This is a genomic window from Limnobaculum zhutongyuii (assembly GCF_004295645.1).
Lineage (GTDB): Bacteria > Pseudomonadota > Gammaproteobacteria > Enterobacterales > Enterobacteriaceae > Limnobaculum > Limnobaculum zhutongyuii.
Map to the genome: position 1 here is coordinate 3,019,231 of NZ_CP034752.1, position 24,136 is coordinate 3,043,366.

Genomic DNA, 24,136 nt, shown 5'->3' on the forward strand with positions numbered 1-24,136 from the left:
TTTTAATTAACCATTATTTGCGCGAATTTCTTGCCAGACCTTATCGCATTGCTTCTCATATGCCTGACCATTACCGGTTTTAGCTGCCTGCAGGCAACGTTGATAGTCCAGTACGCGAACGCTCTCTTTCTCGGCAAATTCTTTATGCTGTTTATCTTTCTTTAAAACATCCAGCACTGACTGGCAGGCTTGAAGTTTTTCTGGCGAATTTTTAGACGTGTTGATACAGGCGCTGTAGGCATCTCTCAGGGAGACATCTTCCTGCACGGTTTCGGTTTGTGGGGCACAGGCGCCTAAAGCAACGGTCATCGCGATAACAACTAGAACTTTTTTCATGACGGATAATCCTGTAAAAAAACCTCAGCCTGAAAAATCAGGCTGAGGTGAAGGCATTAGAAAATTGTGAATGGTGCAATAACCATAAACTTAACGTCACGTTCGTCCTGGAACATGTTGCCGTAGCCATTGCTCCAGCTTGGGTTATCTGAATGGTTGTCATACTGAGTAAAGTGCAGCTTAAACAGCGTACCTTTCGCACGACCTTCCTGAACGGTATATAAGGCATCCAGACTATAGGAGCTCTCTTTAACACGCTGACTCTGGTCATAAGCATCATTAGTGCTTGGTTTAGCATCCCATGCATAAGCATAAGAACCGCCCACTGCCCATCCCGCTAAGTCCCACTTGCTCAGGTCATACATCACACCCGCAAATACCGCTTTTTCACCGTTGGCGTTGAAGTCTGAACGGTTATCCCACCAGATATCTAAACGACCGTTAGAAGAGGCATAAGTTGGGGTCATACGTTGCAGGAAGTAACCCTGATTACCTTCGGCTTTAACCCAGGTACCTTCTAAACGGAAATCAAACTGACCCGCTTTGTAGCCCATCGTCAGAGCCTGAGTCCAGGCTAAGCCATCATAAATATCGTTAACACCACCACCGGTTACTTTGTCTCTGGTACCGTAGAACTGATAGCTGGTGCTTAATGGATTACCTAACACATCAAACTTATAAGACCCTTTACCGAAGTACTGATCGACATAACCCTGCGCCTGACCAAAAGCAGCTTCTAACACAAAGTCATTTTTGAAATCATATTTGGCACCGATAGAGTGCAGATAATCTACTTTGGTCTTTTTATCATTCTGATAGAAATTATCTGTTTCGGTGTGCCATGGCGCTTTATACTCGTTAGCCCACATATACGAGAAGCTCAACGCGCCTGCTTTATCAAAATCAAAGTTAGCACCTGCTTCAGCACCCTGATAGGTACCTGGCAACAAACTCCAGTGTGGCGCTAACAGCGTTTGACCACTTGGCTGGATATACCCGCCTCGCGCCCAAACCGGACCATATTTAAATTTAGCTGCGGCTTTATACAGACTGACTCCGCTCTTATCACCGGAGTAATCTTCTTCATAAGTACGGTTCTTTGAAGAGAAGGCAATTTCGTTTGGATGTCCGCTGTCATGTGCTTCGCCCATTTCAATTGCAGTAAATACCGCAACATCCAGACCAAACATATCTGCAGCATAACCAGAGGAGAAATCAAGATTGGCGTTCCAGGTTGAGTGGGACAGGTTAGTTTCATAGTGACCGGTGCTAACGTCTTTACGATCGCGTTCACGCTGCCAGTAATAAATACCACCGGTCAGGCTCGAGTCTTCAACAAAACCTTTACCTTCAGCCGCCGCTTCAGGGACAAAGAATTGTCCTGAAGCCAGAGTGGCTCCTGCGATAACATATGCTAAATACTTTCGTTTGAAACTATTTTTTGCGCTCATCCTCAAAGTCTCCAAGATATCACATCGTTAATATTGCCCATCTCAGAATCCCCACTGAATGAGCATTTGTAATGTTTAGTAAGCTCAAGCATATTTTTCGCGACACGAATTATCAACGCAATTTATAAGTAAATGTTAAAATCATGACGTGTGGCACAAAATGATAAAAAAGGCACAAACAGTTAAAAAAACCGACTAATGAAAATAATTAATTGATATTGATAAATAAATATCTCAATTTAAAACACATTGAATACAAAATCGACTGTGCGTGTTATCACAAAGATAATTATTCAAATTAAATAACTGGCGAATCATTTAACATATTTTCTATAACGAAAAATGATAGCGTGTTATTTATAAGGCAGAAATGGTTATATCAGGTGAAGAGTCATACAGACGTCAGGGAAAAAATAGAAAGATGGTAGTAATAAATAACTCAGTAAATTTTCGACATAAAAAAACCGCCGAAGCGGTTTTATATTTAACTGTAATAATATGAAATAAAAGGATTTATTTCTTTCAATGTCCACACATTGACCATCAACAATTAATAGCCCTGATTTTTCAGGGCTATTTTCATTTCCCCATAATCATCACAATGTTATGCTCTGACGACTAAATAGGAAACTATTAAAAAGTAACTTAGTTGCACTCACTAAACTGAAAATAAGGAATGTAGCATGAGAAAAATGGTATTAATCTTGTCACTTTTTATGAGCTTTTTATTTAGTTCTTACGCCATGGCTCAAGAATGGTATGTTGGTGGCACCCTCCACGATAGCAACGCCATAACTTGGCAACAAGCATCTGAACAAAATAAGCTGGCAACGTGTGGTGACTTGATTGGTGTTGTTTGGAAGAAGAATCTTCTCAATAAAAAAATTAGCAACCAAATTAAATCCATTAACGATATAGAACCCCTAGCAGTGATGCTACGGCAAGAGCTCAATGCTGCATTTGAAAAAGATCCTAATCCACAAAAAAATATTCAAATGTTTTCCAATCAGGACGTTGCTAGTAACGCAATGCTATTAATGATAACGCTGGGATGGGTTAAGATGTAGACCTACATAATATCAATTTCAGCTCATAAAAAAGCCCTGACTTAAAAATCAGGGCTTTTTCAATGTAATCATAAATTAAATGGCTAAATTAAGCTGACTCTCACCAATGTGACTTTTAGGAAATACGTCTTTAGGAACACTAGCACCCGGTGCGGCAGTAGTTTCATTAAGTGAGCCTTCAATGGATGTCATGGATATAAAGCAATATCCACAAAGCATATTCTGACACTGGTGATAACTACGACGAACCATCGGGCTTAGTTCAACACTGGTACGGGTTTTTGCAACTGCACGACAACGCGGACATCTGATCGCCATAATTCCTTCTCCCCCTTGCTGGCTACTGTATTAGTATACAATATGACCAGCCATTAATCACTCTTCGTCAGATGTACCCCACTCCGTCAGCCGTACTTCTAATTCTAACGATGTTGTAAAGCCACTTCCGCCGACGTCGTGCACACATCGCGTTATTGTCCAGTTACCTGCATCAATTGCTGATTTAAACCCTGAGACTATAGCCGGTTGATCGGGAAATAAATCAGCCCGCCCCCGGTCAAGGTTAATAGAGAATACGGCGGCACCACGCTGTAATTCATCCCACTTAGCGGCAGCGGCTCTGTTAGCGGCCTGTTCAGTTTTATAAGTCTTACGCATTACATAAACATTGCCCTCCTCACCTGCCAGATAGTTACCTTCTTTTGATGTGGATTTTTCTTTATTTTGTGGCGGTGTTTTTTTCTTACGTTTAATGCTGACTTTTTGTGGCTTTCCGAAGTTGAGATCTAACCAATAGGCTGTGACGCCCGTATAAGCATCTCGATCTGCAATCCTGAAATTATGTTTATCGCCACTCTCACGGGTTATTGTAATTATTGGCAGACGTTTACCACTTTGTGACACCCCTTGCCCAGGTAAAATAAAAAGAATCATGCCATTCTTTATCGTTGCCACGGCACCGAGCATTTCAGCCATTCGAGTTAGAAAACTGATATCAGATTCATTGGTCTGATCGGCATGATCTATTTCAACCGTTGCCAGTTCCTCACTGACTCCGGCTTGTAGTTCATAACGGCTAGCAATGGCAGCAACAACATCACCAACTTTAATATCATGCCAGCTATAATCACGCTTAACGTTAAATGTTTCCCTAAAATCTGCACTACGAGCACTAATAACCAGTTGATCAGGTGGCCCTTGGTGAGCGACTTCATCAACCGTATAAATACCTTTAAAAACTAGCGGACGATTATTCCAACCAAGTGATACTGATATTTTTGCACCGCGTGGCGGTAACTCTACTTTTCCGTCAGTATCATCCAGCGTCAAATCCAGCGTATCAGCCTCAAAACCTCGGTTATCAGTTAACGTCAGGCAGATTAAGCGATCATTTAATTCGATCAGTTCTTTACCGCCAATCTGAATCTTAACGGCGGGCGCTGGCGAGTAATCATTATCTATCAGCATATGTCACACCTTGTTCATGATGTCACATCGTCGCTACATGCGCGCGCGCGGGCAATGTCGATCTGTTGTTATAGGCATCTGACAACCTTCACTGATGGCGTGGGAAAGAGATGCAAAGCAAGATTAGTCCTGTAATTAATTTCAGGAGTCTAATTCATGGCCACTAATTTTCACCATGGCGTCACGGTCAGAGAAACAACCGATCTCAGCACTATCATCAATGATATTGATTCAGCCGTTATCGGTGTTGTTTGTGTCGCTGATGATGCCGACGAAAAAACATTTCCGCTCAATGAGCCAGTTCTATTAACTCGCGTTGCTAATTTTCTGGGTAAAGCCGGTAAAACAGGTACGCTATCAACCACACTGAAAGCTATTTCTGATCAGTGTAGCCCTCAGACTATTGTCATTCGCGTACCCGATGCAGCCAATCTTGTTACCGCAGAAGGTGAAACGCCCCTAACTCAAGACCAGCTGATTATTGGCGGTTCTGATGAACATGGGCGATTTACTGGTATGTATGCCCTACTGTCGGCTGAAATGCGCGTGGGCGTCCGCCCGCGAGTGCTGGCGGTACCCGAAAAGGACACTCAGCCAGTAGCGGCGCAACTCGGTATTATTGCGGAAAAACTGCGAGCCTTTGCTTATATTTCAGCCCACGGTTGCACATCAATTGCTCAAGCAAAATTGTATAGAGAAAATTTCTCTCAACGTGAATTGATGGTTCTCTGGCCTAACTTCACAGCGTTAAATATGGCAGATGGCGAAATCATTTCTGTTCCAGCACCTGCTCATGCTGTTGGCTTGCGAGCAAAAATTGACGCCGATATCGGTTGGCATAAAACCCTTTCTAACGTAGCCGTTAACGGCGTTCTAGGGTTAGACCGTGATATCTATTTCACTCTTCAGGGTACCGATACCGATGCTGACGAACTTAACGCGGCTGGCGTTACCACGCTGATTAAACAGAACGGCTTTCGCTTCTGGGGTTCCCGTACCTGCGATAAAGAAACGTACTTTTTTGAAAGCTACACGCGTACTGCCCAATTTCTGGCAGATACCATTGCTGAGGCGCATTTCTTCTATGTCGATAAACCGCTAACGCCATCGTTAGTCAAAGACGTTGTAGACGGCATCAACCGCAAACTTACTGCACTGGTTACTGCCGGTCGTCTGCTGGGTGCTAAATGCTGGTACGACGCGGACGCCAATACTTCAGAAACTCTGCGTAATGGCCAATTAACCATTAAATACAATTACACGCCTGTTCCGCCGCTTGAACATCTTAGCCTGGTACAGGAATTTACTGATGAATATCTGGCGGAATTCGCCAACGCTGTTAACAGCTAAGGTAAGGGGCAATTATGGCACTCCCTAGAAAACTCAAGTATTTCAATATGTTTTTTGACGGCGATAACTATGCCGGAATGGTTCCGGAAATTACACCGCCAAAACTAACCAAAAAAACGGAAGATTATCAGGCTGGCGGGATGCCCGGAGCCATCGCCGTTGATCTCGGTTTTGATGCAGGCGCTATCGATATGGATATCACGCTGGGCGGTATGGATGCAGGCCTTCTTAAAAAATGGGGTATAGCTACCGCAGACGGTATGCAAACCCGCTTTGCAGGTTCATACCAAGATGAAGCTACAGGCGAAGCAGTACCCTGTGAGATCCAGACGCGCGGCCGTTTTACTGAGTTAGACCCTGGCACGGCAAAAACTGGCGATGATACTTCTCATAAGTACACGCTTAAAAACACCTACTTCAAGCTCACTATTGCAGGTGAGGAAATCATGGAGATCGATCTGTTAAACATGATTTATAAAGTTGGTGGCGTTGATGTACTGGAAAAACACCGCGCTAACTGCGGTCTGTAATTTACCACTTAAACACGGAAATTTAATTCATGAACAAAAACAACCAACCAGCAGCACCAGTGGTAAAACTGGTAACACCAATGACTCGCACTGGCGGTGATATTACTGAAATTGCCATTACTTCAGTACTGAAACAGGCCGGTTCACTGCGCGGTTTAAAAGTCTATGATGTTCTGACTTCCAGCTATGACTCACTAGTCATCTTGTTACCGCGAGTGACCTCTCCGGCCCTGACCTCTGACGAAATTGCACGTATGGATACTTGGGATTTTTGCCAATTGGCCAATGCGGTGGTTGATTTTTTGCAACCGAATTCGGAACCGAATCAAGCGGATACGGATGCAACACTATCAGTTGCCCCTTTGACCAAGTAGAGAGCATCATGGCCGATATAGCCGTGATATTTCATTGGCGACCGGCTGATATGGACGCCATGACCGCGAGTGAGTTGCTGTCATGGCGTGAACAGGCGGCTGTCCGCAGTGGGAACACATCATGACAGACCGTAGATTAAATATTAAAGTCGCATTCAGCGCCCTCAATAACATGGCCCGCCCTGTCAGTGCCGCACGCAATGCGGCGGCAGGGTTAGCCACTCAAATTCGTTCAACTCAGAACAGCATTAAAGCATTAGGGCGTCAGGCTTCCAGTTTTGACAAACTCAACGCGGCCACAAAGCGGACAGGTAATGAATTAACCCAGGCGAAGGAAAAAGCCCGGCAAATGGCCGCAGCATTCGGGCCACTCAAAGGACGAACCGCAGAACAAACAGCGGCGCTAATAAAACAACGTGCAGCCGTTCGCGCGCTAACACAGCAGCAGACTCAACAACAAACCCGCCTGAACCAACTCAGGGCCGATCTATACCGTCACGGAATATCTGTATCTCAAGGTACCAGAGCAACCGATCAAATCAGGCTACGTACTGAGCAGTACAACCGGCAACTAGCAGAACAACAGCGGCGACTGAATAACGTCACTCAAGCGCAGTCACGATATAACCGCAGCAAAGAGACCGGTTCAAAGCTAACCGGTGCCGGAATGAAATCTATGATGGTCGGCGGCACTGCCCTTTATGGCAGCGCGCGTTTTCTTTCACCCGGCGTGGATTTTGATCGCGGAATGTCAAAGGTTCAGGCGCTAACGCGCCTGGATAAAAACAGTGAAGAATTGAAAGTGCTACGCAGTGAGGCTAGACGCCTCGGTGCTGAGACGGAATTCACATCAACAGATGCATCACGCGGTCAGCAATTTTTAGCTATGGCAGGATTCACCCCCCAAGCCATTAAGCAAGCGCTGCCCGGCGTTCTGAATATGGCACTGGCCGGTGATATGGATTTAGGTGAAAGTGCGGACATCGGTTCTAACGTACTCAGCCAGTTTAAACTTAGCGCCGATCAGATGGATCGCGTTAGTGACGTACTGACGGGGGCATTTACCCGTACCAATACTGACTTGCGCCAGCTTAGTGAAACCATGGTCTATGCCGGGCCGGTTGCAGCCACTCTGGGTATTGATATTGAAACCATGGCGGCAATGGCTGGTTCATTGGCTGATAAGGGGATCCGTGGAAGTATGGCTGGTACATCATTGCGCGCCAGCCTTTCTCGTCTCGCCGCTCCAACTAAAAAAGCACAGGCGGCTCTAGATGAATTAGGTATTTCAGTCAATGGTGCAGGCGGAAAAATGCGCCCCATGGAAGAAATACTTACCGATTTATACAACAAAACCAGAAAATACAGCCAGACTTCCCAAGTGAGTTTCTTTAAACATATCGGTGGAGAGGAAGCATTTACGGGTTTAATGGCCGCAGCCGAAGCGGCTGGTAATGGTAAATTACAGGGCTTAATTAAAGAGTTAAGAAATGCGGCGGGCGAAGCAGATAAGAATGCTAAAACTATGGGTGATAACCTTCTGGGCGATTTTCGCCAGCTTGATTCAGCCTGGGAAAGCGTTCGAATTCATATGGAGGAAAGTATTGATTCCCCACTACGCGGCGTCACGCAAGGCCTGACTCGTTTTCTTGACCGTGTAGAAAAATGGATGAAAGAAAATCCTGAACTCACCAAAGGAATAGCCAAGACTGTGCTTATCGTTGGGGCGCTGGCTGTTGGCATTGGTGCGGTTACGCTGGCGCTCGGCATGCTGTTAGGCCCGATGGCATTGGTTCGACTAAGCCTAACAACGCTAACGGGCGGCGCTGGATTTGGGGGCGTGATGGGGGCGATCACTAAAGTCGGTGGCGTTTTACGCACCCTGCTATCACCCATGGCATTGATTAGAACCGTTGGACAAGCTACGTTCGGCCCGCTAATCGCCATCATTGCAGGTATAAGCGCCCCTATCTGGTTGGTGATTGCCGTTATTGTTGCGGCGGCGGTCGCTATTATTAAGTTTTGGGAACCCATCAAAGCATTTTTTAGCGGTTTCTTTTCCGGATTAATGGCCGGTCTCGCGCCTGTAAAATCAGCCTTCGCCCCATTGGCACCAATATTTGATGCTATCGGTTCTGCTATTGGTGGTGTTTGGGAGTGGTTTCAAAAGCTTCTTGAGCCTATTCATTTTTCCACAGAAGAACTTAACGCCTGTACTTCTGCCGGACAGTGGTTCGGTGAGATAGTTGGTAAAGCCTTATCAAACTTAGTATCAATAATTGTCGCTGTAGCATCGGGGATTGGCTGGTTACTGGAAAAGCTCGGTGCTATTCCCAGTGCGGCAGATGCCGCAGTGCAAGCAACTAATGCCATGAATGTATCACCATTTGGCAATCTGGTTGATGGTATGACGGCACTTAGTGGTGTTGGCGGTAATCTGGGTAAAACGCCGGTAACCACTAAATTAATTCCGCCACAGTTTGGCGTTTTAAATCGTTTAGGTAAAAATGACGGTGAAGACGGTGAAAGCAGCGGTAAAGGTGGCGGTGGAGGATTAAGTAACAGATCACTCGATCAGCGCGACCCTAATAAACTGGGTGATATCGTCTTTAAGAATGTTCCCGCATATATCCCTATTCGCGGCGGCTATACCGAACCGATGTTACAGCAGCGTAGCAATATGGTCGCGCCTTATTCCGTTCAGCAGCCGACTAGCACTGTCGGATCACAATCTGGCTCAGCGATTCAACCGGCTAGCTCAGACCAATACAACATCAATATTTATATCAGTGATGCCCGCAACATTGATGAAGCAAAGATCGCGCAACGTGTACGGGCTGAAATGGAAGTACTCCAGCAGGCGACTGACAGGCGTCGCCGGTCGTCATTGTTAGATCGCGGATGAGGTAAATATTATGTTTGGCTTTAGATTAAATATCATGATGATTCTGGGAATGTTCCCGTTTATGCTGAGCTCAGTCCCCTATCAAAACCTTAGCCAAGAAACTGACTGGCGACATGTCAAAAATGACCGGGTAGGCAGATCACCACGCCGTCAATTTATTGGTACCGGTGATGATAAGATTACACTCTCCGGCGTTCTCTATCCTGAAGTTAGTGGCGGCGATTTATCTCTGTCAGCGCTGAGAACGATGGCTTATTCCGGTATGCCCTGGCCATTAATAGAGGGAACTGGTGTTATCTATGGCATGTTTGTTATTACCAATATTACCGAAACCAGAACTGAATTTTTTCAGGATGGTAAGGCTCGAAAGATTGAGTTTACTATCACGCTGGAGAAAGCCAGCGAAGACCTGAGAGAAAAGTTAGCAGACTTTAGCCTGTCGGATATTTTGCCGTTTTAACAATCGGGTACCACACAGACAGTAATATCTATGCGTTCCGGACAGTACAGTTATTTATATCTATACTGCAGCAAAATGCCCGCGTTGTTTGCGGGCATTTTCATTATCAGTTCAGGGGTAGGTTAGGCGGGTATTTCTGGCCAGTCGATATTAGGGGCGGTGCTGGTATCAATGCGAGTTAATAAAACTCGGTATATCTTCCATGCTTTGAGCTGTGATACTTCTTCAAGCGTAGCCATTTCCAACTCAACAGCATCAGCCAGCGAGTTAATGATGTCAGTTGCTGTTGATAACAATATCGATTTATTTGCATTGGCTTCAACAATCAGCTCATCTTTCGATGGAGCGGGCTTATCAATAAGAACTGGCTCACCGTTTTTAAATGAAATTACTTTTCCAGCCGCTTGACCGTTAATTAGCTCAGCATGTTTTTCTGCGCTGATTTCAACAGCATTGGCGGGGATATCTGTATTTAACACTGAATCATAAAAGCCGAGAGGGTTCGGGGAAAAAAATATAGTCATATTAGTATCCTATCGCTATGTATCGACCACCCAACCCGGGCGATGCTGTCCGTGAAATGATAGTGGATCGTGAGCTGGGGCAAGCAGCAATATATGTAACAGCACCCGATCCGGGAGTGTAATCCATCGTTACAGCAGCATGTAGAAATGCCGTTGGAAACGTCACTGGCAGCATGGTTGTAGTGTCGCCGCTAATTGTACTAACACCACCCCATTGAATAATTAATCCGCTTGGGAGTTTTTGCCAGCCACCATTGAACGCAGGATTAAAAGACCAACTGGGCGTTAGCCTTAACACTGCATCACCAGTTGCATGCCAGGTTTTGTTTTGTTCAACAACAAGAACGACGCTTTCTGTGGGTCTTAATGTAAGCGTCTTTACCGTTGACATTGGCACGGAGATGCTGTTACTTGAGTTTCCTACTGATATTGTTATGTTTGTATCTCTCACATTCCAGACAGTTATTGTTTGACCACTACCTTCAATATTGCTGATATCCGGTAACGTAAAAGCAGATGGGGAATCATTATCAATCCATACTCGACGACCAAAATCATTAAATGTAAATTGGCTGACGTCTTGCTTATTAACTTGAGAATGAAAAAAACCTTTGTTTTGCAATGTCTCGGGGCTAACTTTACTGACAGCTAAATCATAAGCTAGCCTAACCGCGCTAGGCGTAGCTGCATCAGTAGTTGATGTACTATTAACCGCTGAACTTAATTTAACAAATCCCTTTTCAGTAGTGGTTGCTGATGGATGGTTACGTGAGTTCTGGTGCGCAATTAGCGCTGCACTCATTCTTATTTCTATCGCATTGGATAGGTCATCAACATATTTACGAGTAGCTAACACTACTGACGGATCGATCTTCAGAGTCACCGCCGCCGTACTACTCACAATCAGAATCATTCTAACAGCCTGAGTCCTACCGCTGCCCTCACTAAGCTGCGGCTTGTAGGTATCAGGGCAATTAGCCACCGCAATCAGAATACCGTCTTTATCAAACAGGCCCACTTCCCGTATATACCAGCCACCAACATCTTCAGGGATAATCTGTTCAGCAATAATCTGATTAGTATTGACCGGATCAACACCCAAGGAATTTAACGGGGCGCGGCGCTGCTCATGAATTAAAGCAGTTTGTGAGGCTGTTGGCGTGGGTGTAACTCCGCCACCGTCGCCTACTGCCATATGAGTAATTTCTAATGTCGAACCTAATGCCGTTGCATTCGCCAGCTTTGCGGCACCAAGTTCTGTCAATATGGTATAAAATTTTACGCTCATGGATTCACTCTCATAGTGTCAATAACGTGTACCGCGCCGCTATAGAACTCTTCGCCGGATACTGTTAATACTTCAGATGTATAAGGGTAGACTGTTAGCTCATCACCCAGATAATTAGCAGCCCCGACATAAAGAGGGCCGCTAATATTCAGGCTGATAACCAGACCGGTTAAGTGTCTGCTGCATGGCTTTGCGTCAGCAATCAACCGATCCAGCTCTTCATACATTTCATTATCAATGCCGGAATTAAGTACACCGACCTCAAGCCGGAACGTTCCCGGCGTTTCGCCAATTTCCCACCACTCGATCACATTGATAAGAAAGCCTAGCGGCTCAACTACGCGGCGCAATGCACTGATAGTGCCTTTGTGCCGATGAATGAAATACGCTTTTTTAATAACGTCTCGTTTGGTTTTTTCTGGCCAGTCACCCGACCAACGATCGACAGAAAATGCCCACGCTAAATAAGGTAATAATTCAAGCGGGCAGGTTTCAGGATCCCATAACTGCCGCAAAGGTACGGGTACCTCACTAATCGGAGAACTGGCGACAGCTACCGCGTTCTCAAGCGCAGACGCATTACGCGGCAACAACGCCCTACTCATCGGAACCACCAATAACCAGTTTGTAATTGGTGCAATAAGACGCCTGTGTCTTATCCAGAACCAAGTCAGTAACAGGTTTAATCAGTTCAACCCGCTGCACACCTTCAACATGTAGCGCCGCATAAATAGCGGAAAGCCTGATATCCCGCCCTAACCGACGTTGCGCACTGGTATAGGTTTTTAGCTGCTGATCTGCTGCCTGAAGAATGGGCTCCACTTCCGGCCCCGGATAAACATAAATAACAGCATCAACTTCGTAGTTCATTATTTTGGCTGACTGTACCGTTAGACGATCAGCAACCGGCCTAACCTCTTCCCCATTGAGTGCAGCATCAACCACCTGAATTAATTCAGCGCTGGCAGTACCATCATTCTCACGGGATAAAACTGAAACCGTAACATAGGCCGGTGCAGGGCTAATTGCAGAGATATCAGCCACTCGACCATCAGCTGACCGACCAAAAAATTCATAGGCGGCAGTCGGCCCGGCAACGCTCAAACCTTCAAAAGCCTGCTGTGTACGCGTGCGAAAATCAGCGTCAGATTCCATCTCTGCATCAATATGAGGTATCGCTGTATTGTCCGCTTCACGAACGGTCAAACGGGGTACGTTAAAATTGGCGGCTAGCTGGTCTAAATCATTACCGACTGCATAAGCCAGCATGACAGCGCGCGCTGACTCATTCACACGCTGCCGTAGTATCAGCTCTCGGTATGTGCTTTCCTGCAATAGCTTAACAAGCGGCTCAGATTCCAGCGCTAAAGTACGCTGCACGGACTCCCGATCTTCGGTCGGAAATAGTGCAATAAACGCCGCCTTTCGCTCTGACAATAACGTTTCATAATCCAAAGATTCAATGACCACGGGCGGCGGGAGTTGTGAAAGATCGATAGTTCCGCTCATAGTCTTATCCTTTCAGAGAAACGTCAGTGACAAAGGTGGCTAAATCATCGGTACGCTGAAGAGTCAGGCCAGCAATCAACTGCCCTTTTTCACCTGTACTCAGCGCGATATTACTCAACGAAATACGCTGTTCCCACCGGTAAAGCGCACTAAAGATCGCCGACATGATGCGCAGGCTATTAACTTCGTTCATCGGCTGGTCAATCAATTCATGAAGCTGCGAGCCATAGTTACGGCGCATCACCCGTGAACCGACAGGCGTAGTCAAAATATCTTTGATTGACTGGTTGATATGGTCATCGTTGTTGATGGCCCTGCCCGTTAACGCATTCATGCCGGTATATTTTTCTTTACTCATTGCGGGCCATCCGTCGAGCTAGAGCCACGATCGACACCGCCATGCGTATGGGTATGAACCACAATACCGTTTGATGAGAAATTACCGCCAGTGTGGGTAATATTGCCCTGCATTGAGCCGCCTTTTTTAACGGTCAGCGTCCCTGTTGTCAGGTGGTTGGTGCAAATAACTTCTGGAGTGTCCAGCGTGACTGAACCAGTCGCGTTAATCGTTGCGGTAGTTGTATTTACCGTCACTGATGTAGCCGAATTAACCGTAATCGTTTTTACGCCACTAACGGTAAGCGCTCCAGATTCTGGAGAATAATGTGTTACGGCACCGTCAGGGTATTTTGTAACGCGGGTTTGTTTACCGAAATCGGGCGGCTGGATATCATCAGTATAAAGACTGAAACAAATCACTGCCTTTTCTAACGCCCCTTCAGGACACAACAACAGTACTTGCTCACCTTTTGAAGGTGCCCACCACGTCTGCGCGTCACCGGCTCTATCAATTCCCCAACGGATCCAGTCAGTGACATTTCCGCCAGTCTCAACACGGGCCTTATAGTTTTTATAATCGACTTCGACAACCGTACCAAAACGGATCAAATTACAAAGAAGGCGAAGAAGCTCAAAAGAATCCATGACGTTAACCAGGCTGTAAAATCTTACCGTCAGTTTCACTATGTCTGCGCGCGCGCGCAATGAATGGGCGTTGTCAGGCTCTGCCGACAATCAATCAGGGATGCTGAACAAATTGGACAACGGTATCAGCAATATAATCTAAGTCTGAATGACTCAAACCTAACAATTCTCGTTCTGGGTATCGGGCTTTTGCATTTTCAGCAACGTTATCCACTTCACCATACTGATGAACGCTGGCAATCTGAGATGCGCGACCACTAAAGCCCACATTCGCCTCATTGGCAGAGCTGGTTGCCCGTAAAAATCTGGCCGTCCGTAAACGCCTGAACATCTTTTCGGGCTTACTTTTAGTTTGTTTGGTTTGATTTAAATTAATCGCAATATACTGCTGGATATCCCGTTTATAAAATGAACGTACTGCGCCCCGGTCAACATCAAAACCGGTTATTTGTCGTTTATCACCGCGCCCGGTTGTACGCCAGTTAGCTAATTCACGGATGCCGGTTTTCCATAGAAAGCGAACGCTACCGCTTGTCCGTAATACTTTATTTTTACGGGGCGCATAATGACTACCGTCAGGGTTTTGCTGCTGCCCTATCCGCTGCTGCTGCCTACGGCGTAAACCAAAGGCCAATTGACGCGATAAGCGCCGACGTTGGTTAGGCTCAAGGTGTTTAATTACCGTAGCCAGATAATCATCTAGTTGCTGAAATAAAGCGTCAGTATTGGTACTCATATCAGAGATTAACCAAATGGCCGTCAGCAATTAATTCCCAAATATCCGGCCCGGTCTCCGGCGACGGCATAGCATCAGCCCGATGTTTAACCGTGGTATTCCCATTTTCATATTGAACGATAGTGGCCTCATCAACCTGAATTTTAAAAAGCACGTCCATGGTGGTATTGCTCAGTAAATCGGCTTCATAGGTGATCCCGTTCTGCTGTCGGTCAGGATTTAATAATAAATCAGGCTGGTACATCCTCGCCCAAGCGATGATCGGAATACTTAGGGAGTCTAATGAGCCGGGGTAATCCATGGCCAATACTTCGAGCACATAGCGGTACTCAAAAGAAGGGGAAAATTGGCCGGTAGTCACTATCCGGCCTTTGGTGGTATAGACAATCAGGCTGTCAGGGTTTTCACGCAGGTAAGGCACTGCTGCGCTGATAAATTTACGTAATAACTCTGGCTTTAACATAGCTATTCCCCTGACCTTTCCCGCTCTGCACGTCGGGCAGCGGCTTTGTCTGCGTTGGCTGAGCCTAGCGCTTCCAATAACGCATCATTCCAGTTTGTGCTCTCCCCAAACGTTAACCGCTTACCGGTCATTTGCGGGTAAGGGATTGGTGTCGGGCTTAATAGTTCTGCCGGTATCTTCGGACAGGTAGCTGGCACGTAAACGACTGGCGTTGTCGAACAGCCGGCGCTCAACAGACTCAGGCAGATACTCAGAAGCACAGGGCACCGTCCGTAAATCTTGCTGATTATCCTTGCGGCGTTGCTCGCCTTCGTGCTGCTCTCGTAGTTTTTCATGAGCCCGTCCTTCTGAAATAACACTAAATACTGTTGTTAAGCGGAGCGCATTGCTCATTGTGCTGGCGCTAATATTTAAATCCTGAATAGCCTTTTGCTCTGCGGCCTGCGCTTCTGTTTTCCCATGCCATAACCAGAACGCTGAAGCTATGGCCAACATAGTTATGAATGACAATACTGCAGTCAGACGCATCATTTTATGACTCACGCGTTGAGAGGTTACCGGTAAAAATGGGTAATGCTCTATCGATTGGGAGTAGTATCGGTGGCCAGCGATATGACGTTACGCGGTCAGTTGAGAAGGCTTTAATATTCACTGCATCAGACTGATTGCCACCAAGCACCATCAGATCGCCGCTCGGAGATATACCGACGACAAAACCGACATGACCACCGCCATTACGAATAAATGTAACAATACAACCGTATACCGGAGAGGTGAGTTTTACGCCCCAAGTTTCGTACGATTTAGCAGACTCAAACCGAGTGGAGCGAATACCGGAACGCTCAAGCATGGCACCGACAAATGCCGCACACCAAGGAGTTTCATCATCTTTAATGCCGCCACGTTTGATATCTTTCCAGTACTGAACGATAACAGGGTTATGTTTATCACCCTTGATTTCACTCACACCAATATCTTTTTTGGCTAATGCAATCCAGCTTGGTTCAGTCATTTCTTATCCCCTATAACGGGCTCACTGGCTGGCCCACGAAAGACATGCATCACGTTGCCACGTGCAGCATATATTGAAGCGCATAAAGCAATATTCAGCAGCGTTTCAGCCCAATCTACGCTCGTATATTGTCCGAATATGATCCGGACAACGACCGCCGCACAGGCCACCATCAGCACATAGGCCAGCCACGATCCCGCCGCCCGATGCTGTGCGCCTCTACGGCGATACGTGAATAATCTGACAATAATTAGCATACAAACGGCCGCATTTACCGCCAGTAGAAGCGCATTACCCATCATGACCCATCCCCTCTATTACGGAACCGATCGAACACAGAGCCATTATCTTTCGGCCTTGCGCTGAACATCATCAATACTCTGACCGCCGCCGCTGATGCTAAAATCGCCCCTATCGGTGCAGCGGCTTGAATTTCGCCAGGCAGTACCGCAGACAACAATGCTGATGCAATCGCGGCAGCAAACTCGGCGCCATAAATACCGGTAATCATCGATACACCAAATAGAAAGGCACGCTGCCAGATAGGAAAATCAATGGCTGATAGTACAAATATCACTGACCCAGCAAACGCCGCGATAATGACCCCCGGCTCAACCCCCGGCATAAGACTCGCTACCGTAACGCCCGCAACAACACCGGTTGCCATACCTGTGGTGATGGTTATTGGCTCAGCCATAATGTTTTAATCCCATAGTTGTACTATTTCCTGTTGTACAGGCGGTGATACTTCCGGCAGATAGACGACCTGACCGGCAGTAAGTAAGGGCGAACCGTCACAGAGTCCGGGGTTAGCCTCATAGACCGCCTCTGTCACTCCCGCCGTTCTGCCGTAGTAACGTAAACAAATCTCATCAACCGTATCGCCCTGCTGCGCTCGTATTTGCATTACACTAATTCCGCTATACCTCGGTTTTTGTCCTGAATATCACTGACTGACCAGTTAACATCACGCCAAAGCGTATCGATCTGGGTACTCAGCGCTATGGCGTGCTTCTCACCTTCACGCGTAGTATCAATATCCCGATGTCCTTCGATCAATAGTGCTTTCGTCAGGGAGTAAACCGCGTTTTTATATCGCCAGACCTTTTCCGATTCACCGTTAACGAGTTCAGCCGGTACATTGACTAACGAGCAATAGCCGTCTGATTCCTGATTCCACTTCCAATCCTTAAGCTGATTATTAACATTCACTACCGCTTCAATCGTGCGTGACATCAGGCGGTCGGTTGTTACCTGACCATCAATCTTCATTGACTTGCGCAGCGCTTTCAGAGAAATAACCGGCCAAAATGCTGAGCTAGTTACCACTGAATCACCGTCATTCGGTTCTGGCTCTGTTTCGGATCTGACTGGTTCAGTCGCTATCAGGCTCATGCTGACTATCTCCGGTAAGGTCAGGCGGTGGACGGAGTGATACAAATAAGCTGACCTTACTGCATCACTCCGTGCCGCCTGGGTGCGCGGGGGCACATTCGGTTATGACTGAGCTTTACGCCCGATCACTTTCTTTGCCGCTGGCTTTGTTGCCTGCGGTTTTTTAGTTGATACCTTGGCTGATGTTGCTTTTTTCGGCTTTGCTGGCTCTGCTGGCGGCGCTTTATCATCAACAATCGTGCTACTTTCCTGTGCAGATACGTCATCAGTGGAATCAGTGCCGGTCTGATTGATTTTCTTAATATCACGCCCCAGATTTTCAATATCACGAGTAACGCCAGCCTTTTTCGGATCCAGCAGCATAGCTTCACGCAAGCAAGACAATGCTCGCTCAAGAGATTCAGGCTCCTGTTCCAATCGCAGCGTAAAGCCTAATGCCTTAAATAGTTTGGCACGTACCTGATCGGGCATATCTTCATTAGCCGTGATGCCCTGCAAGCCCGTCAGCAAATCAATTGAGACCAATGCATTTGCCGGGTTAGCTTTGAACGCTGCCAGCACCGGATTGCAAATTTCTTCAACCAACACTGTTGCGGCAGTGCGCCGGTACTGATCAGGCATCGGCAACTTATGGCGTAATACATACTCACCAACGCGAAGCGCATCAGCGATATTTCCACAGTCAGCAGACCAGATCATTACCGTAGTCAGGACTTCATCAGACTGGCCGGTATCAGACGCCAAAACGCCGTCAATCCACGCTTGATAATTAGGCAATAGCTTGCGTTTTAACTCGGCCTTTGCTGAATCAGATTGAACGTTTTTAAGTGAAGATTTATCCAGACGTAGACGGTAAAGCATTTGTTCGTATGCTGTCCGTTCCTGAAGATTACTCTCTGAATTATGGCCACGGCGCTCAGCCATGACTTTCTCAAAATGCATTCTTGCCGGTGTTAACATGATTCCCCCTAGCACACGGGGCAGAGTATTTACCCTGCCCTCATGTTGATATTGTTATACGGCAGCGGTAATGCCTTCGATCAGGCAACCAAACCCGTAATCTTCAACCACATAATCATCATTTGAAGACTCATATGTAGCGACACGGTTAAGCTCTGGCTCTTCTCGAACCATGCGGCGATGCTTGCCTTCCTGCCAGTAAATAGACAGGTTTTTCATTGGGGTAATCAGCATGGCACCGTTAGGGAAATTTGGAGCAATATACGACGGCAGGTTGCCGATCTTGTTCTGCGTGGCAATAAGCTGGCCGGCAATGGCTTCGGAGTTCGGATTAGTAGAACTCACTGCGTTAATTAATGGGTAATTACGACTAACCGTTACTTGACGCCCACAAACCACGACTAACTCAGTCGATGACTTGTACCACTCTTCCAGTAAGGAATTAACCGCATCAAAAACCAGCGCGTCAAGGTTACCGTACATACCTTTTGCGATAACCTTATTCCCATCATCGCGACTGGTTACCGTGACATTTTTCATCACTCGCTGAGCTGCGTTTTCTCGGTATTTTTGTAACCAACCAACTCCGACATCCTGCAATAGCTGATTCGTGGCCAGATCTGATTTAGGTGCGCGGCTGGTACCGTTAAAGCCGATCATGATTCGGTCAAGCGCCCGGCGCTGAATAATTTGGTTAGCAATACGCTGCTGGAAGTCTGGAAACTTCGCCCACATATCTAACTGAGCATAAGAGATATAGGTGTCAGTATTAATCTGGCCACAACTGTATTGATCATCATCCAGCGTATGAATTGAACGCGGCTGGCGCGGATCGGTATTTGAGGTATTAGTACTTGATACTGGGCCGGAGATACCAAGTCCCAGCTTTTGGCCGGATTGCTCAGGCACGCCGACGATATTAATTTTTTGCAGCATTTCCGAAGACTGTTGCGTTTTATCTTCCAAAGTCTGCTCAACACTCGGTGCCAGATTAAAGTTTTTCGTCACATGATCGACGCTCACGCCGTTCAGCTCAGCTTGTCGTGCCATGTAGCCATCGAACAAGACGCGGGTTTCATTGCGCATATTAAAATTCCTATTTTTCTATTTCAGTTAATTTGGTATCAGTCAAAACGGTCAGGTAATTAACAGTCCGCCTGAACCGGGGCCGCGTTTCCGTTATTGCCGGTCGCTGGCGGTCTCCGTCCGTAATGATTAGCATCTTCTTCAGATAGCTTGGTTTTTAAGGCATCAAAATCAGTACGTAGCACATCAATAGACGCTTTGATCTCTGTTGTTGCAGCCTGGCCAGTGCTTAGCGTTTCGATTCGGTCGAGTAACTTGCCCTGACTTTCAGCAATCGCCTCTACGGCCTTTTTGATCTCGTTATTTTCCTGACTGAACTTTTGCTGCGTACCGGTCAGCTTCTCAGTGATTCGGGCGAAGAATGATTTGCCGCTCTCTGGCTCAGCCGGCGGTTTTTCAGCCTCAAACTCAATGGTTGACTCAATAGCTTCAGAGAAAAAACAGGCGGGATCGTGCTTACGGGATGCCAGTGGATTAACCGCGCTATTAGCACAGAAATTCATCATTTCAGTACCAAGGCTGGCAGGGTTATCGGTGCAGGCCAGTCCCATCAAGTAGGCTTTTCCTGTATCGGCAAATGAAGGATGAATTTCGACACTGTGATAAATTTTCTGACGTTTATCCTTTAACGTAACCAAATCGTCAGTAGCATCAACAACGGCATAAAGTCCGCGTTTACCCTTAAGTGGCCCATCATCAATATCTTCGGCCTTCAAGGTCATAACATCACCGTAAGCCCGAAAATCGCTTTCAGGTGAATAACCCCGTAAATGTTCAAGATTAATACGCGCACCGTAAACCGTAGGGTTATAGCTCGCTGCCATCTGGTCAATATGCTGACGTTCTAATTTACGTCCGTCACAGGTAGCGCCCTCGACAGCAACACAGAAAGGTTTTGAAATAGGCATGGTATAAAGCTCCGGGTAGATAGATTCGCTTTCTCATAAAATGATAATCACATCATTCCCCCTTGCCGCCCCAGCGCAAAACCTTCAGATTGTCGCGCTGTTGTGACAACTTAATCAGATATATCAACGCCCGCGCGCGCGTTAGCCTGTTGTCATGAATACATCCCCAGACGTTCGCGCAGAAGCCAAGAGTCTATATTGGCGAGAATTTAGCATCACTCAGATATCAAAAGAGATCGGGGTGAGCATTAACACGCTCTATAGCTGGCGGCGTCGTGATAAATGGGATGAGGCAACAGGAAAGCAGCGCGTTAGCGAACGTACACACGTCCAGTACTTACGGCTGATAGAAAAAGAAAATCCAACCCCTCACGACTTTAAACGCATTGACCTGCTAGGGCGGCAGCTTGACCGTTTTTTCAGGCATGAACGTCAGGACGAAGAGAAAGAAGAAAAAAAGAAAACCAAAAAGAATCATTTCACTACTGAACAGATTAATCAGTTACGTGATCTACTGTTTGAATCGTTCTACGAACACCAGAAACGCTGGTATAAACAGCGTAAACGCCGGAACCGTTTTTACCTTAAATCCCGCCAGATTGGCGGCACTCGCTACGTATCGCATGAAGCGTTTTTGGTCGCGTTAGAAACGGGGAATAACCAGATATTCTTATCAGCTAGCCGGGCTCAAGCATTCCAATTTAAGCGTTTCATTCAATCAGCAGCACGCCTGGTAGGCGTTGAGCTAACAGGCGGCGATACAATTGAACTGTCCACTGATGAGCATTCCTGTGTAATTTTATATTTCCTCGGTACATCAGCGGCTCACAATCAGAGTTATACCGGCGACCTTAATCTTGATGAGGCTTTTTGGATAAGTAACTTTCTGAATGTTCGAAAAGTCGCGGCAGGTATGGCTACGCATACACACCTGCGGCGTACATATCTATCCACAGCATCGAGTGAAGAACATGAAGCCTATAAATTCTGGAGCGGTGAACTGTTCAATGAGGGCAAGCCGCGATCGGAACAGGTTGATATTGATATCAGTCATAAGGCGCTAAAAAATGGCCGTTTATGCGCTGATAATATCTTCCGCCAAATAGTTACTGTTACTGATGCGATTAACCTCGGCTTTGACAAAATAGATCTGGATGAAATCAAATCGGAGAACTCCCCTGACGAGTTTGAAAACCTGTATATGTGCCGGTTTATTTCAGTCGGAGAACGAGCCTTTGATTATAACGCGTTGATTAATTGCGGGGTTGATGGTTATAACGATGATGTATGGCCAGACTGGCGACCGTTCTCCCCTCGCCCATTAGGCCAGCGCCCTGTATGGGTAAGCTACGATCCCAACGGCAGCAGCGGCAAAGGTGACAGTGCCGGTTTAGTTGTCTTATCACCGCCAGCAGTGCCGGGGGCTAAATTCCGTACCGTTGAGCGCATTCAACTTCGCGGCATGGAATTCGAAGCGCAAGCTAAGGTCATTGAAGAAATTACTGAGCGTTACAACGTGCAGCATATTGCCATTGATGGTACCGGTATTGGTGAAGCGGTTTACCAACTGGTGATTAAATTTTTCCCTGCGGCCGTTATGTACAACTATTCCTTATCACTTAAGCGGGCGATGGTACTCAAAATGCTGATGGTTATCCGTTCCGGACGCTATGAATATGACGCCGGCATGATGGAAATTGTTCATGCATTTATGACTATCCGAAAAGTGGTAACGCCGGGCGGCATTATGACCTATGAATCTGACCGTAAACGCGGCAGTAACCACGGCGATCTAGCATGGGCCACTATGCAAGGCATATTTAACGAACCGATTGGCGTAGAAGTCACGGACACAAGCAACAGCTTTGTTGAGGAGTTTTAATAGTGAGTCGCAATAAAAATAAACGAACGGCCAAACCGCTGGCCAATCTACCGGCTGAGCTAGGTGCTGAGCCAATGGAGTCGGTAGAATCATTCAGTTTTGGTGATGCTATTACTGTAAACAGAATGAGCGATCTCAATGACTGCTTTGAATGTGCAAATAACGGTCTCTGGTATGAAACACCTATCAGTACTTATGGTCTGGCTCGTATGCTCGACAATGCGGCCTACCACTCATCACCACTATTTTTTAAACGGAACGTTATTCTGTCCTGTTATATTCCTCATCCTCTGCTATCCAGGCAGGATATGAGCGCATGGATATTAGACTATTTAATATTTGGCAATAACTTCATGGAAGTCAGGCGCAATCGACTCGGTGAACCCATTGAACTAAAACACAGTCTGGCCAAATATACCCGTCGCGGTGTCAATCTTGACCAATATTGGTTTGTTACTCGATACGCGCAAGATTTCGCTTTTGAACCAGGTTCTGTATGCCAAATAAAAAACCCAAGTATTCATCAAGAAATTTATGGATCCCCTGAATATATGGCTGCTCTGAACAGCGTCAGCCTGAACGGTGAGGCCACAGTATTCAGACGTAATTATTATATTAACGGTAGCCACGCTGGCGTTATCGTTTATCTCACCGACCCGGTTGCTAATAATGCTGATGTTGAAAAACTAAAACGGTCACTGAAAGAAGCACGCGGCAACGGCGCATTTAAAAACTTATTTGTCTATGCTGCAGGCGGTAAGAAAGACGGATTACAAATATTACCGTTCAGTCAAATAGCCGCTAAAGATGAGTTTACCGGTATTAAAGATGCAACCCGTGACGATATGCTAGCAATCCATCGAGTACCGCCGCAACTGATGGGCGTTATGCCTGGCAATGTTGGCGGCTTCGGTGACGTAGAAAAGGCCGCTCAGGTATTCTCAGTGAACGAGTTGCTACCAATACAAGAAACGCTAAAAGAATTAAACAGTTGGTTAGGTATTGAAGTCATCCGATTCAATGAATACGCACTAGCTAAAAAATCAGCCGCTTAACCTCCAATTACCCACTACTGAAGCCGCCTAGCGCGGCTTTTTTCTTGTCCATCATTACTGCGCATCATTGAAGCTCTAAGCACACGTTCAACACACCTACATCATGGCGTAATGAAGAGCGATACACCACAAAAACAGTCCAAAAAGCGGGTAATTTCTCATTTCATGAGGATACCCTCACCCAACCTCGTAGCGCGCGCTGATTCCCCCACCTCACCCGCACATTAAAAGGCCTCTTTTTTGTGCATATGTGCAGTCCATGGGAGGCCGTGCAGTAGCTGGGTTAAATAAGAAAAAGCGCTCTCAGAAAATTTGTGCAATTTTATGTAATAGCGTGCATCAAATTTATTTTCAATATCTGTAGCTTAATTTAAAGTTTAAGCCGCCCAAAAGG

31 protein-coding genes are annotated in these 24,136 nt (G+C 46.4%); 9 read left to right on the forward strand and 22 right to left on the reverse strand.

Annotated elements, in window-relative coordinates:
- Nucleotides 1-6 precede the first annotated feature (6 nt).
- Both chiQ and chiP read right to left on the reverse strand, forming a co-directional pair.
- On the reverse strand, nucleotides 7-336 hold the full coding sequence (gene chiQ / locus EKN56_RS13545) for a ChiQ/YbfN family lipoprotein (RefSeq protein ID WP_130592265.1): 330 nt from the start codon (nucleotides 334-336) through the stop codon (nucleotides 7-9).
- Nucleotides 337-392: 56 nt separating this feature from the next.
- Nucleotides 393-1,787, reverse strand: a complete 1,395-nt coding sequence (gene chiP / locus EKN56_RS13550; protein ID WP_130592266.1) for a chitoporin ChiP — start codon at nucleotides 1,785-1,787, stop codon at nucleotides 393-395.
- Nucleotides 1,788-2,470: 683 nt separating this feature from the next.
- Between chiP and EKN56_RS13555 the strand changes: the two genes are divergently transcribed.
- On the forward strand, nucleotides 2,471-2,854 hold the full coding sequence (locus tag EKN56_RS13555; protein ID WP_130592267.1) for a hypothetical protein: 384 nt from the start codon (nucleotides 2,471-2,473) through the stop codon (nucleotides 2,852-2,854).
- A 75-nt stretch (nucleotides 2,855-2,929) separates the two neighbouring features.
- Here EKN56_RS13555 and EKN56_RS13560 read toward each other — a convergent pair whose 3' ends face one another.
- Nucleotides 2,930-3,172 carry an ogr/Delta-like zinc finger family protein gene (locus tag EKN56_RS13560; RefSeq protein ID WP_130592268.1) on the reverse strand — a complete coding sequence of 81 codons (243 nt, stop codon included), beginning with the start codon at nucleotides 3,170-3,172 and terminating at the stop codon, nucleotides 2,930-2,932.
- Nucleotides 3,173-3,229: 57 nt separating this feature from the next.
- Nucleotides 3,230-4,321, reverse strand: a complete 1,092-nt coding sequence (locus EKN56_RS13565; RefSeq protein ID WP_185955843.1) for a contractile injection system protein, VgrG/Pvc8 family — start codon at nucleotides 4,319-4,321, stop codon at nucleotides 3,230-3,232.
- A gap of 156 nt (nucleotides 4,322-4,477) precedes the next feature.
- On the opposite strand from EKN56_RS13565, the gene EKN56_RS13570 reads away from it, so the two are divergent.
- The 6 genes from EKN56_RS13570 to EKN56_RS13595 are packed head-to-tail and all read left to right on the forward strand — an operon-like array spanning nucleotide 4,478 to nucleotide 9,940.
- Nucleotides 4,478-5,671: a phage tail sheath subtilisin-like domain-containing protein gene (locus EKN56_RS13570; protein WP_130592269.1), complete on the forward strand. Its 1,194-nt coding sequence runs from the start codon at nucleotides 4,478-4,480 to the stop codon at nucleotides 5,669-5,671.
- Nucleotides 5,672-5,685: 14 nt separating this feature from the next.
- Nucleotides 5,686-6,201 (forward strand): phage major tail tube protein, encoded by a 516-nt coding sequence (locus EKN56_RS13575; protein WP_130592270.1) that lies wholly within the window; start codon nucleotides 5,686-5,688, stop codon nucleotides 6,199-6,201.
- 29 nt (nucleotides 6,202-6,230) lie between these two features.
- Nucleotides 6,231-6,575, forward strand: coding sequence for a phage tail assembly protein (locus EKN56_RS13580; RefSeq protein WP_130592271.1), 345 nt, complete (start codon nucleotides 6,231-6,233; stop codon nucleotides 6,573-6,575).
- Nucleotides 6,576-6,634: 59 nt separating this feature from the next.
- Nucleotides 6,635-6,700 carry a GpE family phage tail protein gene (locus tag EKN56_RS21560; RefSeq protein WP_313770507.1) on the forward strand — a complete coding sequence of 22 codons (66 nt, stop codon included), beginning with the start codon at nucleotides 6,635-6,637 and terminating at the stop codon, nucleotides 6,698-6,700.
- The gene (locus EKN56_RS13590; RefSeq protein WP_130592273.1) at nucleotides 6,697-9,480 is read left to right on the forward strand and encodes a phage tail tape measure protein; all 2,784 of its coding nucleotides are present in this window, start codon (nucleotides 6,697-6,699) and stop codon (nucleotides 9,478-9,480) included. The genes EKN56_RS21560 and EKN56_RS13590 overlap by 4 nt, the downstream gene beginning before the upstream one ends.
- Before the next feature lie 31 nt (nucleotides 9,481-9,511).
- The gene (locus EKN56_RS13595; RefSeq protein ID WP_130593709.1) at nucleotides 9,512-9,940 is read left to right on the forward strand and encodes a phage tail protein; all 429 of its coding nucleotides are present in this window, start codon (nucleotides 9,512-9,514) and stop codon (nucleotides 9,938-9,940) included.
- A gap of 122 nt (nucleotides 9,941-10,062) precedes the next feature.
- Here EKN56_RS13595 and EKN56_RS13600 read toward each other — a convergent pair whose 3' ends face one another.
- The 18 genes from EKN56_RS13600 to EKN56_RS13680 all read right to left on the reverse strand — a co-directional run bounded on the left by EKN56_RS13600 (nucleotide 10,063) and on the right by EKN56_RS13680 (nucleotide 20,805).
- On the reverse strand, nucleotides 10,063-10,464 hold the full coding sequence (locus tag EKN56_RS13600) for a tail fiber assembly protein (RefSeq protein WP_130592274.1): 402 nt from the start codon (nucleotides 10,462-10,464) through the stop codon (nucleotides 10,063-10,065).
- 1 nt (nucleotide 10,465) lies between these two features.
- On the reverse strand, nucleotides 10,466-11,752 hold the full coding sequence (locus tag EKN56_RS21030; RefSeq protein WP_130592275.1) for a phage tail protein: 1,287 nt from the start codon (nucleotides 11,750-11,752) through the stop codon (nucleotides 10,466-10,468).
- On the reverse strand, nucleotides 11,749-12,357 hold the full coding sequence (locus tag EKN56_RS13610) for a phage tail protein I (RefSeq protein WP_130592276.1): 609 nt from the start codon (nucleotides 12,355-12,357) through the stop codon (nucleotides 11,749-11,751). Before EKN56_RS13610 ends, EKN56_RS21030 begins: the two co-directional genes overlap by 4 nt.
- Entirely contained in the window at nucleotides 12,350-13,261 is a 912-nt protein-coding gene (locus EKN56_RS13615) for a baseplate assembly protein (RefSeq protein ID WP_130592277.1), read from the reverse strand. Before EKN56_RS13615 ends, EKN56_RS13610 begins: the two co-directional genes overlap by 8 nt.
- 4 nt (nucleotides 13,262-13,265) lie before the next feature.
- Nucleotides 13,266-13,619 (reverse strand): GPW/gp25 family protein, encoded by a 354-nt coding sequence (locus tag EKN56_RS13620; protein WP_130592278.1) that lies wholly within the window; start codon nucleotides 13,617-13,619, stop codon nucleotides 13,266-13,268.
- Nucleotides 13,616-14,245: a phage baseplate assembly protein V gene (locus tag EKN56_RS13625; protein ID WP_130592279.1), complete on the reverse strand. Its 630-nt coding sequence runs from the start codon at nucleotides 14,243-14,245 to the stop codon at nucleotides 13,616-13,618. Before EKN56_RS13625 ends, EKN56_RS13620 begins: the two co-directional genes overlap by 4 nt.
- A 94-nt stretch (nucleotides 14,246-14,339) precedes the next feature.
- A complete protein-coding gene (locus EKN56_RS13630; RefSeq protein WP_130592280.1) occupies nucleotides 14,340-14,981 on the reverse strand; it encodes a phage virion morphogenesis protein in 642 nt (213 codons plus the stop codon).
- Nucleotide 14,982: 1 nt separating this feature from the next.
- The gene (locus EKN56_RS13635) at nucleotides 14,983-15,444 is read right to left on the reverse strand and encodes a phage tail protein (RefSeq protein ID WP_130592281.1); all 462 of its coding nucleotides are present in this window, start codon (nucleotides 15,442-15,444) and stop codon (nucleotides 14,983-14,985) included.
- Nucleotides 15,445-15,446: 2 nt separating this feature from the next.
- On the reverse strand, nucleotides 15,447-15,641 hold the full coding sequence (gene lysC, locus EKN56_RS21730) for an Rz1-like lysis system protein LysC (protein ID WP_456085575.1): 195 nt from the start codon (nucleotides 15,639-15,641) through the stop codon (nucleotides 15,447-15,449).
- Nucleotides 15,565-15,975, reverse strand: coding sequence for a hypothetical protein (locus tag EKN56_RS13640; protein ID WP_130592282.1), 411 nt, complete (start codon nucleotides 15,973-15,975; stop codon nucleotides 15,565-15,567). Before EKN56_RS13640 ends, lysC begins: the two co-directional genes overlap by 77 nt.
- A gap of 1 nt (nucleotide 15,976) precedes the next feature.
- Nucleotides 15,977-16,456 (reverse strand): TIGR02594 family protein, encoded by a 480-nt coding sequence (locus EKN56_RS13645; protein ID WP_130592283.1) that lies wholly within the window; start codon nucleotides 16,454-16,456, stop codon nucleotides 15,977-15,979.
- A complete protein-coding gene (locus EKN56_RS13650) occupies nucleotides 16,453-16,755 on the reverse strand; it encodes a phage holin family protein (protein ID WP_246019826.1) in 303 nt (100 codons plus the stop codon). The genes EKN56_RS13645 and EKN56_RS13650 overlap by 4 nt, the downstream gene beginning before the upstream one ends.
- Complete coding sequence (locus EKN56_RS13655; protein WP_130592285.1) at nucleotides 16,755-17,153, reverse strand: putative holin; 399 nt, start codon at nucleotides 17,151-17,153, stop codon at nucleotides 16,755-16,757. The genes EKN56_RS13650 and EKN56_RS13655 overlap by 1 nt, the downstream gene beginning before the upstream one ends.
- A 6-nt stretch (nucleotides 17,154-17,159) precedes the next feature.
- Complete coding sequence (locus EKN56_RS13660) at nucleotides 17,160-17,363, reverse strand: tail protein X (protein WP_130592286.1); 204 nt, start codon at nucleotides 17,361-17,363, stop codon at nucleotides 17,160-17,162.
- Complete coding sequence (locus tag EKN56_RS13665) at nucleotides 17,363-17,851, reverse strand: head completion/stabilization protein (RefSeq protein ID WP_130592287.1); 489 nt, start codon at nucleotides 17,849-17,851, stop codon at nucleotides 17,363-17,365. The genes EKN56_RS13660 and EKN56_RS13665 overlap by 1 nt, the downstream gene beginning before the upstream one ends.
- A 102-nt stretch (nucleotides 17,852-17,953) precedes the next feature.
- Complete coding sequence (gpM, locus tag EKN56_RS13670) at nucleotides 17,954-18,811, reverse strand: phage terminase small subunit (RefSeq protein ID WP_130592288.1); 858 nt, start codon at nucleotides 18,809-18,811, stop codon at nucleotides 17,954-17,956.
- 54 nt (nucleotides 18,812-18,865) lie between these two features.
- A complete protein-coding gene (locus EKN56_RS13675; protein ID WP_130592289.1) occupies nucleotides 18,866-19,897 on the reverse strand; it encodes a phage major capsid protein, P2 family in 1,032 nt (343 codons plus the stop codon).
- A 59-nt stretch (nucleotides 19,898-19,956) separates the two neighbouring features.
- Nucleotides 19,957-20,805 (reverse strand): GPO family capsid scaffolding protein, encoded by an 849-nt coding sequence (locus EKN56_RS13680; protein ID WP_130592290.1) that lies wholly within the window; start codon nucleotides 20,803-20,805, stop codon nucleotides 19,957-19,959.
- A gap of 154 nt (nucleotides 20,806-20,959) precedes the next feature.
- Between EKN56_RS13680 and EKN56_RS13685 the strand changes: the two genes are divergently transcribed.
- Both EKN56_RS13685 and EKN56_RS13690 read left to right on the forward strand, forming a co-directional pair.
- Nucleotides 20,960-22,687 (forward strand): terminase large subunit domain-containing protein, encoded by a 1,728-nt coding sequence (locus tag EKN56_RS13685; RefSeq protein WP_130592291.1) that lies wholly within the window; start codon nucleotides 20,960-20,962, stop codon nucleotides 22,685-22,687.
- Nucleotides 22,688-22,689: 2 nt separating this feature from the next.
- The gene (locus EKN56_RS13690; protein ID WP_407656485.1) at nucleotides 22,690-23,742 is read left to right on the forward strand and encodes a phage portal protein; all 1,053 of its coding nucleotides are present in this window, start codon (nucleotides 22,690-22,692) and stop codon (nucleotides 23,740-23,742) included.
- Nucleotides 23,743-24,136: the final 394 nt, after the last annotated feature.